This is a genomic window from Streptomyces glaucescens (assembly GCF_002154375.1).
Classification (GTDB): domain Bacteria; phylum Actinomycetota; class Actinomycetes; order Streptomycetales; family Streptomycetaceae; genus Streptomyces; species Streptomyces glaucescens.
In genome coordinates, this window is sequence record NZ_MUND01000373.1 from 1 (window position 1) to 14,733 (window position 14,733).

Annotated in this window: 12 protein-coding genes; 5 read left to right on the plus strand and 7 right to left on the minus strand. The window is 70.5% G+C overall.

The window, feature by feature from the left end:
• Together CCN42_RS23730 and CCN42_RS23735 are read left to right on the plus strand one after the other, a co-directional pair.
• Positions 1-147, plus strand: a 147-nt coding sequence (locus CCN42_RS23730; RefSeq protein ID WP_143661999.1) for a GNAT family N-acetyltransferase, incomplete at its 5' end; no start/stop codon positions are given.
• 66 nt (positions 148-213) lie between these two features.
• On the plus strand, positions 214-1,797 hold the full coding sequence (locus tag CCN42_RS23735) for a Na+/H+ antiporter (protein WP_086738640.1): 1,584 nt from the start codon (positions 214-216) through the stop codon (positions 1,795-1,797).
• A 7-nt stretch (positions 1,798-1,804) separates the two neighbouring features.
• On the opposite strand, the gene CCN42_RS23740 is transcribed toward CCN42_RS23735, so the two are convergent.
• Positions 1,805-2,926: a mechanosensitive ion channel family protein gene (locus CCN42_RS23740; protein WP_086738642.1), complete on the minus strand. Its 1,122-nt coding sequence runs from the start codon at positions 2,924-2,926 to the stop codon at positions 1,805-1,807.
• A gap of 106 nt (positions 2,927-3,032) precedes the next feature.
• On the opposite strand from CCN42_RS23740, the gene CCN42_RS23745 reads away from it, so the two are divergent.
• Complete coding sequence (locus tag CCN42_RS23745) at positions 3,033-3,605, plus strand: dienelactone hydrolase family protein (RefSeq protein WP_086738644.1); 573 nt, start codon at positions 3,033-3,035, stop codon at positions 3,603-3,605.
• Between the two features lie 8 nt (positions 3,606-3,613).
• Here the strand turns inward: CCN42_RS23745 and CCN42_RS23750 are convergent, their stop codons facing one another.
• The 5 genes from CCN42_RS23750 to CCN42_RS23770 form a co-directional block, all read right to left on the minus strand.
• Positions 3,614-4,624: a zinc metalloprotease gene (locus CCN42_RS23750; protein ID WP_086738646.1), complete on the minus strand. Its 1,011-nt coding sequence runs from the start codon at positions 4,622-4,624 to the stop codon at positions 3,614-3,616.
• A 333-nt stretch (positions 4,625-4,957) separates the two neighbouring features.
• Positions 4,958-6,616 (minus strand): alkaline phosphatase D family protein, encoded by a 1,659-nt coding sequence (locus tag CCN42_RS23755; protein ID WP_086738648.1) that lies wholly within the window; start codon positions 6,614-6,616, stop codon positions 4,958-4,960.
• Between the two features lie 95 nt (positions 6,617-6,711).
• Positions 6,712-7,512 carry a DsbA family protein gene (locus tag CCN42_RS23760; protein ID WP_086738651.1) on the minus strand — a complete coding sequence of 267 codons (801 nt, stop codon included), beginning with the start codon at positions 7,510-7,512 and terminating at the stop codon, positions 6,712-6,714.
• Positions 7,513-7,610: 98 nt separating this feature from the next.
• The gene (locus CCN42_RS23765; protein WP_086738653.1) at positions 7,611-8,318 is read right to left on the minus strand and encodes a hypothetical protein; all 708 of its coding nucleotides are present in this window, start codon (positions 8,316-8,318) and stop codon (positions 7,611-7,613) included.
• 79 nt (positions 8,319-8,397) lie between these two features.
• Positions 8,398-9,738, minus strand: a complete 1,341-nt coding sequence (locus CCN42_RS23770) for a DUF2252 domain-containing protein (RefSeq protein ID WP_086738655.1) — start codon at positions 9,736-9,738, stop codon at positions 8,398-8,400.
• 204 nt (positions 9,739-9,942) lie between these two features.
• Between CCN42_RS23770 and dnaE the strand changes: the two genes are divergently transcribed.
• On the plus strand, positions 9,943-13,482 hold the full coding sequence (dnaE, locus tag CCN42_RS23775; RefSeq protein ID WP_086173418.1) for a DNA polymerase III subunit alpha: 3,540 nt from the start codon (positions 9,943-9,945) through the stop codon (positions 13,480-13,482).
• A 157-nt stretch (positions 13,483-13,639) separates the two neighbouring features.
• Here the strand turns inward: dnaE and CCN42_RS43385 are convergent, their stop codons facing one another.
• Entirely contained in the window at positions 13,640-13,801 is a 162-nt protein-coding gene (locus CCN42_RS43385; RefSeq protein ID WP_086738657.1) for a hypothetical protein, read from the minus strand.
• A gap of 244 nt (positions 13,802-14,045) precedes the next feature.
• On the opposite strand from CCN42_RS43385, the gene CCN42_RS23785 reads away from it, so the two are divergent.
• The coding region (locus CCN42_RS23785; RefSeq protein ID WP_143662000.1) for an NYN domain-containing protein at positions 14,046-14,733 on the plus strand (688 nt) is incomplete at its 3' end.

The window sequence follows — 14,733 nt, forward strand, 5'->3', positions numbered from 1 at the left end:
GCCCGCGCGCGCGGGCTCGCGGCGGTGGACCTGCACGCGCAGACGCAGGCGCTGGGTTTCTACGCGCGGCTGGGGTACGAGGCCTACGGCCCGGAGTACCTGGAGGCGGGGATTCCGCACCAGGCGATGCGGCGCTCCCTGGAGTGAGGGTGGTCCATGGCAGGGTGGGTATCCGGGGGGTCCTGATCGCCTAGACCTGTCGGAGCGCTGAGCGTGGACCAGTTGGCCCTGTTGTTCGTCCTGTTGCTCGGGGCCGTGGTGAGCGTCCCGGTCGGGGACCGGCTGGGTGTGCCCGCACCGGTGCTGATGACGCTGCTCGGCATCGTGCTGGCGCTGCTGGACTTCGTGCCGAACGTCGACATCCCGCCGGACCTGATCCTGCCGCTCCTGCTGCCGCCGCTGCTCTACGCGGCCGTACGGCGCACCTCCTGGCGGCAGTTCGCGGCGAACAAACGGCCGATCTTCCTGCTCGCCGTGGCGCTGGTGTTCGTCACGATGTTCTGCGTCGGCTTCGTCGCCCACGCCATCGTGCCCGGGCTGCCGATCGCCGCCGCCCTGGCTCTCGGCGCGCTGGTCGCGCCGCCCGACCCGGTCGCCGCCACCGCCGTCGCCGGGCAGCTGGGACTGCCGCGCCGGCTGGTGTCCATCCTGGAGGGCGAGGGGCTCTTCAACGACGTGACGGCCATCGTGCTCTACCACGTGGCGATCACCGCCGTGGTCGGCGGCACCTTCTCGCCCTGGTCGGCCGGGGCCGATCTGGTGCTGTCCGCCGTGGTCGCGGTCGCGGTGGGGCTCGCGCTCGGCTGGGGCGCGAACAGGCTGATGGACCTGCTGGGCGACCCCACCCTGCAGATCGGGCTCACCCTGCTGGTGCCGTACGCCGCCTATGTACTGGCCGAGGAACTGCACGGCTCCGGGGTGCTCGCCGTGCTCACCGCCGCGCTGTTCCTCGCCGAGTACGCCACCGACGCCGACGACGTCATGACCCGGCTCGCCGGGCACACCTTCTGGGACGTCGTCGACACCCTCGTCACCGGGGTCGCCTTCGGGCTGATCGGCCTGGAACTGCACAACGCGATCCGCACGGCGTCCGGGCGGTGGGGCGAGATGCTGGGCTGGGCGGCGGCCGTCGCGGGCGTCGTGGTCCTCGTACGGCTGCTCTGGCTGCTGCCCGCGACCTGGCTGACCAAACGGCTGCACGCGCGGCGCGACTACGAGGACATCCCCATGAGCTGGCGGGAGACCGTCGTCATGTGGTGGTCGGGGATGCGGGGCGTGGCCTCGGTGGCGCTGGCGCTGGCCATTCCGCTGAGGACCGAGGACGGGTCGCCGTTCCCCGACCGGGACGAGATCGTCTTCATCGCGTTCGGCGTGATCATGGCGACGCTGGTGCTCCAGGGGCTGACGCTGCCGTGGCTGGTCAAACGGCTCGGGGTGCGCGCGGACACCGAGCGGGAGAAGGAGTTCGAGAAGGCGCTGGCGGTGCGGGCGGCGAAGGCCGCCAAGCGGCGGCTGCGGGAGATCGAGCAGGTCGAGGAACTGCCGGAGGAGCTGTCCGAGCGGATGCTGCGGCGCGCCTTCGAGATCGGGGTGCGGATCAGCCCGGACATGGGCGAGGAGGAGCGGATGGAGGCGCACGCGCAGCGGGTGAAGCGGATGCGGCGGGTGCGCCGGATCGAGGGGGAGATGCTGAGCGCCGCCCGGCACGAGGTGCTGGCGGCGCGCAGCGAGCCGGGGGCGGACCCCGAGGTGGTGGACCGGGTGCTGCGCCAGCTGGATGTGCGCAGTCTGCGCTGAGCACCGCTCAGCGCCGGTCCGTCCCCGGGGTCTCCACCGCGCGGCGGTTCGGCGTGCCGTCGAGGGACGAGCGGGGACCCGGCGGCCGGCCCGGCAGGTTGGCGTTGGCCGTGTTGACCCGGGGCAGGGCGTACGGGTGCTCGCGGACCAGCCAGTCGATCATCCGCTCGCGGACCGCGACCCGGACCGTCCAGACGTCGTCGGCGTCCTTGGCGGTCATCAGGGCCCGCACCTCCATCGTGTTGGGCGTGGTGTCGGTGACCGAGAGGTCGTAGGCGCGTCCGTCCCAGGCGGGGCACTCGCGCAGCAGGTCGCGGAGCTTGTCGCGCATCGCCTCCACCGGGGCCGAGTGGTCCAGGTGCCAGAAGACGACGCCGGTCATCTCCGGGGTGCCGCGCGACCAGTTCTCGAAGGGCTTCGAGGTGAAGTACGACACCGGCATGGTCACCCGGCGCTCGTCCCAGGTCCGCACCGTGAGATAGGTCAGGGTGATCTCCTCGACGGTGCCCCACTGGCCGTCCACGACGACCGTGTCCCCGATGCGCACCATGTCGCCGAAGGCGATCTGGAAGCCCGCGAACATGTTGCTCAGGGTGGACTGCGCGGCGACACCGGCGACGATGCCCAGGATTCCGGCCGAGGCCAGCAGCGAGGCGCCCGCCGCCCGGAAGGCGGGGAAGGTCAGCAGCATCGCCGCCACCGCCACCACCCCGACGGTCGCCGCGACCACCCGCATGATCAGCGTCACCTGGGTGCGCACCCGGCGCACCCGCGCGGGGTCGCGCCGGGCCCGGGAGTGGGCGTACCGGGTGTACGAGGTCTCGACGACCGCCGCCGCGATCCGGATCACCAGCCAGGCGGCCGAACCGATCAGCACCAGCGTGAGGATGTGGCCGATCCCGGCCCGGTGGTCACCGAGCAGCCGCGCCTTGTCGTACGACCCTCTCAGCAGCGCGGCGCACAACACCAGCTGGTAGGGGATGCGGCCGCGGCGCAGCAGGTCCCAGAGCGGGGTCTCGCCGTGCCGTTCGTCGGCCCTGCGCAACAGCAGGTCGGTGGCCCAGCCGATCACCAGGGTGAGCAGGACCGAGCCGCCGACCACGATCAGTGGGCGGAGTATGTTCTCCATGCCCAGGAACGTAACCGGCCACCGGCGGGCCTGAACCTGTGATTCGTCCGACGTTCCGGGCAGTGCCCCGGACCTGCGATGTCACACCGGCTGGCACCATGGCCTCATGAACATCATGCTTTTCCACTCGACCTATGGCCTCAGGCCCGCGGTGCGCGCCGCGGCGGAGCGGCTGCGCGCGGCCGGGCACGAGGTGTGGACGCCGGACCTCTTGGAGGGGCGTACGTTCGACACGGTCGAGGAGGGCATGGCGGCCCAGCAGGAGATCGGCAAGGACGAGCTGCTGAAGCGGGCCGTGCTGGCCGCCGCGCCGTATTCGGAGCGAGGGCTGGTGTACGCCGGGTTCTCCCTCGGCGCCTCGATCGCGCAGACCCTCGCCCTGGGCGACGAGAAGGCGAAGGGCCTGCTCCTGCTGCACGGCACCTCGGATCTCGCGCCGAACGTCTCGGTGGACGATCTGCCGGTGCAGTTGCACGTGGCCGAGCCCGACCCGTTCGAGACGGACGACTGGCTCAGCTCCTGGTACCTCCAGATGCGCCGCGCGGGCGCGGACGTGGAGGTGTTCCGGTATGCCGGGGCGGGCCACCTCTACACCGATCCGGATCTGCCGGACCACGATGCGGAGGCGGCCGAGGCCACCTGGCGGGTGGCGCTCGGCTTCCTGGATTCGCTGGACTAGCCGGTGGTTCAGCCCGCGGCGCGGTAGGCCGCCCAGTTCTGCTGCATGCGGGTCACCTGGCCGGAGGTGAACTGGTACATGCAGGCGTCGTACGTGTAGTCCATGAAGTTGTGGATCGGGTCGGTGCCCGCCTTGCGGGCGCAGGTGTCACGGCCCTCGGGGCACTCGTAGGCCGGGCTCTTCTCGGCCGGGGTGTCGTCGACGTAGTCGCCGTTGCCGCTGCAGCCGCCCTGGAAGGTGTGGTAGAGGCCCAGCCAGTGGCCGACCTCGTGGGTCGCGGTGTCGCCCTGGTCGTAGTTGGCGGCCGAGCCTCCGGGCAGCGAGGCGTCCAGCACGACCACGCCGTCCATGGACGGGCTGGATCTGTAGGAGCTGGGGAAGGTGGCCCAGCCGAGCAGGCCGCCGCCGAGGTTGGCGGTGTAGAGGTTGAGCGCGCCCGCTCCGCCCTTGCGCAGGGCGGACTTCATCGCCTTCTCCTCGGCGGAACCGGAGGAGAGGTTGTACCAGGCGGCGTTGTCCGTGTAGTCGGTGCCGGCCAGCGTGAACTGGAAGCCGGAGTCGGCGTTGCCGGTGCCCTGACCGCCGAACGCCGCGTTCAGCACGTTCATCTGGGCGGTGATGTCGGCCGAGCTGAGCTGGCCCCTGGCGCCGTCGTGGATGACGTGGAAGTAGACCGGGATGCCGGTCGTTGCGGTCGCCGAGAGGCTGCGGCCGTGTCCGGGCAGCCTGTCGAGCTTCCTGCGCAGGTCGGCGTCCATGGCCTGGGCCTTGGCGGCGCTCACCTCGTTGGGCTCGGCGGCGTGCTCGCCGGTCCCGGGGCGGGCCTCGCGGGCCGTGGCGTGGGTGCCCGCGTGGGCGTCCGCGTGGGTGTCCTCGACGCACTCGGCGGCCGTGGGGGTGCCGGCCGCCGCGACGCTCGTGGGCGCCGACAGGGGGGTGAGCATCAGGGTTCCGGCCACGACGGCGGTGGCGAGAACGCGTCTGCGTGTCGAGGGAGATATCCGGGCAAGCGCACGCATGCTGGCTCCTAGCGGATGCGGTGGGGAATGGCGCACAGGGGTCTTCCTGGTCGCCGCCCGGACATTACGTGGACATGCTCAAACGGGAAGAGGAGTGTTCAGGCCCAATCAAATTCCCGGCAAACGGGGAGGATTGAGGAGATGACCGGACGGTGTCCGTCCGAGGTTTGAGATGCCGCCGCAACGAAGGTCGTTGCCGGGGCGGGTGGTGTGTCCGGATTCGAACCACGGCTCGCACCACCCGCCGTAGCGGAGGAAAGAGTGTCGTGATCTCGCCTTAACAACTCAGCGCGTCGCTGGCGTTGGCTGGAAATCGCCCCTCAGGGGCGGCTGTCACACGGGGGTGTAGGCGCGCTCGACCTTCTGCGTCCCGCTGCGGGTCCGGTAGGAGCGCGCCCACGACGAGGTCGCGTCCGCCCGGGTGCGGTCGGACAGCACGTAGTAGTCCATCTGCGCCCGCTCGGCGGTGAGGTCCAGGACGCCGTAGCCGTGCCGGTCGGTGTCGACCCAGTGGACATGCCGGTTGGCGGCGCGGATGACCGGGGCGGCGACCGCGGAGACCGTGCCCTCCGGGACCTTCATCAGGTCGTCCAGGTTGTCGGAGGTGACCGAGGTGACCACGAACTCCGTGGCGGCCGAGGCCGACAGCGGATACGTCCCGGCGTTCACCGGCACGTCGTTGGCCCAGGCCATGTGGATGTCGCCGGTCAGGAACACCGTGTTGCGGATGGCGTTGGCGCGCAGATGGCCCAGCAGCTCCCGGCGGTCGTCGGTGTAGCCGTCCCACTGGTCGGTGCTGATCGCCAGGCCCTCCCGCGGCAGGCCCAGCAGCTTCGCCAGCGGCCGCAGCAGCTCCGCCGAGAGCGCGCCGACGGCGAACGGCGCGATCATCACGGAGTTGCCGACCAGCCGCCAGGTGGTGTCCGAGGCGGCCAGACCCGCCTTCAGCCAGTCCAGCTGGGCGCGCCCGGTGAGCGTGCGCTCCGGGTCGTCGACCTCGCCGCTGCCGACGGTGACCTGCCGCGAGCGGAAGGAGCGCAGATCGAGCAGGGACAGGTCGGCCAGCTTGCCGAAGCGCAGGCGGCGGTAGGTGGTGCCGGCGAGCGCCTGGCGGACCGGCATCCACTCGAAGTACGCCTGCTTCGCCGCGGCCTGGCGCGCGGTCCAGGCGCCCTCCGCGCCCTCGGTGTGGTTCTCGGCACCGCCGGACCAGGTGTCGTTGGCGATCTCGTGGTCGTCCCAGATGGCGACGACCGGAGCCGCGGCGTGCAGGGCCTGGAGGTCGGGGTCGGTCTTGTACCGCCCGTGCCGCGTCCGGTAGTCGGCGAGGGTCAGGATCTCGTGGGCCGGGGCGTGCGGCCGTACGACGGTGCCGCGCGTGCCGTACTGGCCCGTGCCGTACTCGTAGACGTAGTCGCCGAGGTGCAGCCAGGCGTCCAGGTCACCGCGGGCCGCGAGATGGCGGTACGCCGCGAAGTGCCCGGCCTCCCAGTTGGCGCACGACACCACGCCGAAGCGGAGGTTCGACACCGCCGCGCCGGCGGCCGGGGCGGTGCGGGTGCGGGCGGCGGGGGAGTCGCTGCCGGCGGCCGAGAAGCGGAACCAGTAGTCGGTGGCGGGGGCGAGGCCGCGGACGTCGGCCTTGACGGTGTGGTCGGAGGCGGCGGTCGCCGTGACGGTGCCCTTGGCGACGACGGTGGTGAACGCCTTGTCCAGGGCGACGGTCCAGTTCACCTCGACATCGGGGCCGAGGCCGGAGCCGGGCACGGCCTCCGGGACGGGGGTCACCCGGGTCCACAGCAGGATGCCGTCCGGGAGCGGGTCTCCGGAGGCGACGCCGTGCAGGAAGGCGGGTGTCTCGGCGGCCCGCGCCGGGACGGCGGCGGCCGTCGGGGCAGCGAGAGCGACACCGGCCGCGGCGGCCTTGACGACCGTACGGCGGCGCGGAGCGAACGGGTGGGGATCGGTGTGGGATCTGATACGACTGGTCACGGCCGGTCAGATTACTGATCGGTAAGGGATTCGGTAAGCAGCCGTACATGAAGAGCGGGCGAACCCCGGGGAGTCCGCCCGCCTTGTGTCCCGCGCTACTTGGTGACGCCCGCGTCCTTGAGCGCCTTCTCCCAGTCGGCCACGGTGCGCGGGTTCTCGATGACCTTGTCGTTGATCTTGATGGTGGGGGTGGACTTGACGTCCTTCGTGTCGTCGAAGGTGTCGCTCATCCGCATCGCCCAGGCGTCGTAGGTGCCCTTCTCGACCGCGTCCTGGAACTTCTTGTTGTTCTTCAGGGCCTCGACCGTGTCCGCCACCTTGATCAGGTACTCGTCCTCGGCGAACTCGTCGCTCGTCTCCGCGGGGTGGTACTTCGCCGAGTACAGCGCCGCCTTGTAGTCGAGGAACGCGTCGGGGCTCACGTTCAGCGCGGCGCCGAGCGCGCTCAGCGCGTTCTTGGAGCCCTCGCCGGTGAGGTTGCCGTCGAGGAAGGTGCCGAGGGTGAAGGAGAGCTTGTAGTCGCCGTCCTCCATGCCCTTGTTGACGGTCTCGCCGATGGTCTGCTCGAAGGAGGCGCAGGCCGGGCAGCGCGGGTCCTCGTAGAGGTGCACCACGTTGTCGGTCTTCGAGTCGCCGATGAGGATCTCGGTGCCGTCCTTGCCGGAGGTGTTGGCCGGGGCGACGACCTTCGCCTCGGCGGCCGCCTCCCAGCCGGAGGGCTTGCTGCCCTGGACGACGGCGTAGCCGATGCCGCCGGCTATCGCGAGGACCGCGACCATCGAGCCGGCCACGATCAGCTGCCGCCTGGTCTTCTCCCGCTTGGCCTGACGCTCGCGCTCCTGGCGCAGCCGCTCCCGGGCCGCCGTCTTCGCCGCCTGGCTGTTCCGCTGGCTCATTCTCGTGATCTCCATGGGGGTGGCGCGCGGCTGTGCGCGCATACGGAAAAGGGAACCGCTTCGTGTTCGGATGTGTCGCTTCGCCGAGGCGTCGGCGCTCAGGCGCCGGCGAGCGCGACAGGGGCCGAGCACGGCGGTCCGCGCCGTCCCAGGGAGTGCGCGAGGAGCAGATCGGGCGCGGCGGAGGCGGTGCGGTGCGCGGGGCGCGGCAGCCGGCGGACCGCCGGGGCCGGCCGGGCCGTCACCGCGGCGACCGCCAGCAGCAGCGGGCGGAAGGTGGTCGCGGGCATCGCGTGCAGCAACTGGGCCAGCGCCTGCTCGCCGCGGCGCAGCCAGGCCGCCGCCAGCAGACCCACGCCGACGTGCGCGCCCAGCAGCAGCCAGGCGGTCTCCGGGTGGGCGTCGGCGAGCAGTGCGGCGACCCGTTCGGTGCCGCTGGTGCCGGCCATCCGGGCCAGGGGGGTGCCTACCTCGCCGCCGCCGCACAGCACGTCCAGGCCGACCGAGCGCAGCGGACCGGCCACCGGGCCGCCCGTGCGGCCGTAGCAGGCGTGCTGCCCGGCGGTGAAGACGGTGTCGGCGGCCAGCTCCAGCGGGATCAGCAGCGCCGCGATCCGGCCGAAGCCGCGCTCCCGGCCGGCCAGCGCGTAGGCGATCACGAACACGGTGGCGGCGATCGCGGCCACCGTCCCCAGGGGCAGCGGGACCCGCGACAGCAGCACGTGCGACGCGGTGCTGAGCGTCACGACGATCGCCGTGAACAGCGCCGCGCGCACGGCTCTGATCTGGGTCCCTGATATGTCCATCGCGTGGAGAGTGTGTCATGGGCTCCGGTAAGAGACCCCTAAAGGGTTCCTGTGAGGGAGCGCCGGCGGTCCGGACCGGCTACAGACCGGGGATCCGGCCGTTGCGGAACAGGTCGAGGAAGATCTGGTGGTCGGCACGCGCGCGTGCCCCGTAGCCGTGCGCGAAGTCCACCAGGAGCGGGGCGAAGCCCTCCTCGTCGGCGGCGATCGCCGCGTCGATGGCCCGCTCGGTCGAGAACGGCACCAGGGACTCACCGGACTGGTCGTCCGCCGCCGAGTGCATCGACGCCGTGGCCCGGCCCAGGTCGGCGACGACGGCCGCGATCTCCTCCGGGTCGTCGAGGTCGCCCCAGTCCAGGTCGACCGCGTACGGCGAGACCTCGGCGACGAGCTGGCCGGCGCCGTCCAGCTCGGTCCAGCCCAGCCACGGGTCGGCGTGCGCCTGGAGCGCGCGCTGGGAGATCACCGTGCGGTGGCCCTCGTGCAGGAAGTACTCCCGGATCCCCGGGTCCGTGATGTGCCGGGAGACGGCCGGGGTCTGGGCCTGCTTGATGTAGATCACGACGTCGTTCTCCAGCGCGTCGCTGTGGCCCTCCAGCAGGATGTTGTACGAGGGCAGGCCCGCCGACCCGATGCCGATGCCGCGGCGCCCCACGACGTCCTTCACGCGGTAGGAGTCCGGGCGGGCCAGGGAGGTCTCCGGCAGGGTCTCCAGATAGCCGTCGAAGGCGGCCAGCACCTTGTACCGGGTGGCCGCGTCCAGCTCGATGGAGCCGCCGCCGGGGGCGAAGCGGCGCTCGAAGTCACGGATCTCCGTCATCGAGTCCAGCAGCCCGAACCGGGTCAGCGAACGGGCGTCGCGCAGCGCGTCCAGCAGCGGCCCCTCGGCGGTGTCCAGGGTGAAGGGCGGCACCTCGTCGCTCTTGGCGCCGGTCGCCAGGGCGTGGATCCGCTCGCGGTACGCGCCCGCGTAGACCGTCACCAGCTCGGTGATCTGCTCGTCGCTGAGCGCCTTCGCGTAGCCGACCAGCGCGATCGAGGCGGAGAAGCGCTTCAGGTCCCAGGTGAAGGGGCCGACGTAGGCCTCGTCGAAGTCGTTGACGTTGAAGATCAGCCGGCCGGTGGAGTCCATGTACGTGCCGAAGTTCTCGGCGTGCAGATCGCCGTGGATCCACACCCGTGAGGTCCGCTCGTCCAGGTACGGCCCGCCGGGTATGGTCCGGCCGGCGCGCTCCGCGTCGAGGTCGTGGTAGAAGAGGCACGCCGTGCCCCGGTAGAACGCGAACGCCGAGGCGGCCATCTTCCGGAACTTCACCCGGAACGCGGCCGGGTCGGCGGCCAGGAGCTCGCCGAAGGCGGTGTCGAGGACGGCGAGGATCTCCTCGCCGCGTCGCTCGTCGCTGAGCTGCGGAAACGACATCGCTGGGTGCCTCCTGGTGCCGGTGGTGCGTGACCTGCGCGGACGGGGTCCTGGACGGGGTGTCCGACAGCTTCCAACGTCCGACCGTACGCCGGAGTGCCCGCCGGGTGTCAGTCGCGAGGCATAGACTTCGACGCTGTCCCCCAGACTGTCCGCAGCCTGTCGGACCCCCGTCGCCGTTCGTTTCCCCTGGAGGCCGCAGCCGTGTCAAAGCCGCCGTTCACGCACCTGCACGTCCACACCCAGTACTCGCTGCTGGACGGTGCCGCGCGGCTGAAGGACATGTTCAACGCGTGCAACGAGATGGGCATGACCCATATCGCCATGTCCGACCACGGCAACCTCCACGGGGCGTACGACTTCTTCCACTCCGCGAAGAAGGCCGGAGTCACCCCGATCATCGGGATCGAGGCGTATGTCGCCCCCGAGTCCCGGCGGAACAAGCGCAAGATCCTCTGGGGCCAGCCGCACCAGAAGCGGGACGACGTCTCCGGTTCCGGCGGTTACACCCACAAGACGATGTGGGCGGTGAACCGGACCGGCCTGCACAACCTCTTCCGGCTCTCCTCCGACGCCTACGCCGAGGGCTGGCTGCAGAAGTGGCCCCGGATGGACAAGGAGACCATCGCGAAGTGGTCCGAGGGCATCGTCGCCTCCACCGGCTGCCCCTCCGGCGAGGTGCAGACCCGGCTGCGCCTCGGCCACTTCGACGAGGCCCTGAAGGCCGCCGCCGACTACCAGGACATCTTCGGCAAGGACCGCTACTTCCTGGAGCTGATGGACCACGGCATCGAGATCGAGCGCCGGGTCCGCGACGGCCTGCTGGAGATCGCCAAGAAGCTCGGCATCCCGCCGCTGGTCACCAACGACTCGCACTACACGTACGCGCACGAGGCGGGCGCGCACGACGCGCTGCTGTGCATCCAGACCGGCAAGAACCTCTCCGACCCGGACCGCTTCAAGTTCGACGGCACCGGCTACTACCTGAAGTCCACGGACGAGATGTACGCCATCGACTCCTCGGACGCCTGGCAGGAGGGCTGCGCCAACACGCGCCTCATCGCCGAGATGGTCGACACCACCGGCATGTTCGAGAAGCGCGACCTGATGCCGAAATTCGACATCCCGGAGGGCTACACCGAGGTCAGCTGGTTCCGCGAGGAGACCATGCGCGGCATGCACCGCCGCTTCCCGGACGGCATCCCGGACGACCGCATGAAGCAGGTCGAGTACGAGATGGACACCATCATCTCGATGGGCTTCCCGGGCTACTTCCTCGTGGTCGCCGACTTCATCATGTGGGCCAAGAAGCAGGGCATCGCGGTCGGCCCCGGCCGAGGCTCCGCGGCCGGCTCGATCGTCGCCTACGCCCTCGGCATCACCGACCTCGACCCGATCCCGCACGGCCTGATCTTCGAGCGGTTCCTGAACCCCGAGCGCATCTCGATGCCCGATGTCGACATCGACTTCGACGAGCGTCGGCGCGTCGAGGTGATCAGGTACGTGACGGAGAAGTACGGCGCCGACAAGGTCGCCATGATCGGCACCTACGGCACCATCAAGGCCAAGAACGCGATCAAGGACTCCGCGCGCGTGCTGGGCTACCCGTACGCGATGGGTGACCGGATCACCAAGGCCATGCCGCCGGACGTCCTCGGCAAGGGCATCCCGCTCTCCGGCATCACCGACCCCCAGCACCCCCGCTACTCGGAGGCGGGCGAGGTCCGGGCGATGTACGAGAACGAGCCGGATGTGAAGAAGGTCATCGACACCGCGCGCGGCGTGGAGGGCCTGGTCCGGCAGATGGGCGTGCACGCCGCCGGCGTGATCATGTCCAGCGAGACCATCACCGAGCACGTCCCGGTCTGGGTGAGGCACACCGACGGCGTGACCATCACGCAGTGGGACTACCCGAGCTGTGAGTCGCTCGGCCTGCTGAAGATGGACTTCCTGGGCCTGCGCAACCTCACGATCATGGACGACGCCGTCAAGATGGTGAAGGCGAACAAGGGGATCGACATCGATCTCCTCAGCCTCCCGCTCGACGACCCGACGACCTTCGAGCTGCTCCAGCGCGGCGACACCCTCGGCGTCTTCCAGTTCGACGGCGGCCCCATGCGCTCCCTGCTGCGCATGATGAAGCCCGACAACTTCGAGGACATCTCCGCCGTCTCGGCCCTGTACCGGCCGGGCCCGATGGGCATGAACTCGCACATCAACTACGCGCTGCGCAAGAACGGCCAGCAGGAGATCACCCCGATCCACCCGGAGCTGGAGGCCCCCCTCAAGGAGGTCCTGGACGTCACCTACGGCCTGATCGTCTACCAGGAGCAGGTGCAGAAGGCCGCCCAGATCATCGCCGGCTACTCGCTCGGCGAGGCCGACATCCTCCGCCGCGTCATGGGCAAGAAGAAGCCGGAGGAGCTGGAGAAGAACTTCGTCATCTTCCAGGCCGGCGCCCGCAAGAACGGCTACAGCGACGAGGCGATCCAGGCGCTGTGGGACGTGCTGGTCCCCTTCGCCGGCTACGCCTTCAACAAGGCGCACTCCGCCGCGTACGGCCTGGTCTCCTACTGGACCGCGTACCTGAAGGCGAACCACCCCGCCGAATACATGGCGGGGCTGCTGACCTCGGTGAAGGACGACAAGGACAAGTCGGCCGTCTACCTCAACGAGTGCCGCCGCATGGGCATCAAGGTGCTCCCGCCGAACGTGAACGAGTCGGAGTCCAACTTCGCCGCGCAGGGCGACGACGTGATCCTCTTCGGCCTGTCCGCGGTGCGCAACGTCGGCACCAACGTGGTGGAGTCGATCATCAAGTGCCGCAAGGCGAAGGGGAAGTACACCTCCTTCCCCGACTACCTCGACAAGGTCGACGCGGTGGTCTGCAACAAGCGGACCACGGAATCGCTGATCAAGGCCGGCGCCTTCGACTCCATGGGGCACACCCGCAAGGGCCTGATGGCGCAGTACGAGCCGATGATCGACAACGTGGTCGCGGTCAAGCGCAAGGAGGCCGAGGGCCAGTTCGACCTCTTCGGCGGGATGGGCGAGGAGGACAGCAGCGAGCCCGGCTTCGGACTCGACGTGGAGTTCTCCACCGACGAGTGGGACAAGACCTACCTGCTCGCCCAGGAACGCGAGATGCTCGGCCTGTACGTCTCCGACCACCCGCTCTTCGGCCTGGAACACGTGCTGTCCGACAAGGCCGACGCGGGCATCGCCCAGCTCACCGGCGGTGAGCACGCGGACGGCGCGGTCGTCACCATCGGCGGCATCATCTCCGGCCTCCAGCGCAAGATGACCAAGCAGGGCAACGCCTGGGCCATCGCCACCGTGGAGGACCTGGCGGGCTCCATCGAGTGCATGTTCTTCCCCGCCACCTACCAGCTCGTCTCCACCCAACTCGTCGAGGACGCCGTGGTGTTCGTCAAGGGCCGCCTCGACAAGCGGGAGGACGTGCCGCGGCTGGTCGCGATGGAGCTGATGGTCCCGGACCTGTCCAACGCGGGCACCAACGCCCCCGTCGTCCTCACCATCCCGGCCGTCAAGGTCACCCCGCCCCTGGTCAGCCGCCTCGGTGAAGTCCTCAGCCACCACAGGGGCGACAGCGAGGTGCGGATCCGGCTCCAGGGCCCGACCAAGACGACCGTGCTGCGCCTGGACCGGCACCGGGTGAAGCCGGACCCGGCCCTCTTCGGCGACCTGAAGGTCCTCCTCGGCCCGTCCTGCCTGGCGGGCTAGGGGTGTCGTCAAACTCCCGTCGTCGTCCGCAGGACGGGGCAGACGGGAGTTTGACGACACCCCCTAGGAGACGTCCGCAGCGCCAAGGGGGCGTATCCCGCGCGGGATACGCCCCCTTGTGCGTGTGCCGGGCCGCGACGGCCCTCGACGCGAAGGATCAGTTGTGGCCGAAGCGCTTCTGCCGGCCCTTGCGGGCCAGGTCGCCCGGGGACACTGACGGGGAGGGCTGGTCGCCCTGCGTGTCGATCGGGGACTGCGGCGCCTGCTGCGCACGCTCGGACTGCGGCTGCTTACGGTCACGGTTCTTGTTCTTGGCCATGGTGATGCCTCCTGTGGGGGATCTAGGGGCCAGGGCCGGGACCAGATTCACACACCCCGACACGCCGCGCATGTCGGACAATTACCGTCTGTGACAGGGCTTGTCGGGGTGCGCCCGGGGCGCGTCCCGCGGCCGATTCCCGCAAACGCCACGCCGAAGATCGAGTTCGGGCCGTTAACCCTCGCGCGGTCGGGCAGACTCGAAGGAAGCCCGAAGCAAACCTCCCGGGAAGAGGGTGAGTCGCGTGGACCGCTGCATCGTCCTGGTGGACGCCGGGTATCTCCTGGGGGCCGCGGCCAGCCTCCTCGCCGGAGAGCCCTCGCGGTCCCGGATCACCGTGGACCATCACGCCCTCATCCAAGGGCTGAGGGAACGCGCGGAATCGGACACCCAGCAGCCGCTGCTGCGCATCTACTGGTTCGACGGCGCCCCCGACCGCGTCCCGCAGCCCGAGCACCGCAGGCTGCGCGTGATGCCCCGGGTCACCGTCCGGCTGGGCGCGCTGACCCGCAGCGACGGCCGCTGGGCGCAGAAGGGCGTGGACGCCGCGATGCACGCCGAACTGACCGAGCTGGCCCGCAACCGGGCCTGCTCCGACGTGGTCCTGGTGACCGGGGACGGCGATCTGCTGCCCGGCATGATGGCCGCCAAGGAGCACGGGGTCGCCGTCCACCTGTGGGCCGTGCAGGCCGCCGACGGCGACTACAACCAGTCCGAGGACCTGGTCGCCGAGGCCGACGAGCGGCGGGTCCTCGACCGGGCGTGGATCACCAAGGCCGTACGCGCCAAGGAGGTGGGCGGGATCTGCGCGCCGCCGCCCGCGCCGCGCCCGGAGATCGCCGCGATCCTGTCCGCGCCGCTGCCGGAGTCCGCGCTCGGCGCGCCGGAGCGCACCGCCGAGCAGCCCCCGCGGCCGGCGCCGGCCGCGGGGG